General features: G+C 48.9%; 1 protein-coding gene. It reads left to right on the top strand.

Going from position 1 to position 348, the window contains the following annotated elements:
- A partial coding sequence (locus ACTHSP_RS23055; RefSeq protein WP_440347133.1) for a sodium:proton antiporter occupies nt 1-348 on the top strand: 348 nt, incomplete at both ends.

Here is a 348-nt window from a genome sequence, read left to right as displayed (position 1 = left end):
TTGGTTGAAGAATATATCCCCTTTATCCTGCTGCTTTTGGCGCTCTATACCATTTCAGGCGGTATTTTTGTCAGCGGCGATTTGCATGGTTCGCCTAAATTGAACACAACCCTGTTGGCAGTCGGCACGGCTTTGTCGTCCATCATGGGGACGACAGGCGCAGCGATGTTGATGATTCGTCCGCTTTTGAAAGCCAACCATAAACGCCACTACCGCGTTCACATCGTGATTTTCTTCATTTTCTTAGTGGCGAATATCGGCGGCGGTCTGACTCCTTTAGGCGATCCTCCTCTGTTCTTAGGATTCCTGAAAGGCGTAGATTTCATGTGGACGGTCAAACACATGCTG

It is taken from the genome of Neisseria sp. P0001.S005, assembly GCF_051963715.1.
Note: the sequence above shows the minus strand (reverse complement) of the source record. Positions and strands in the feature narration are given on the sequence as shown.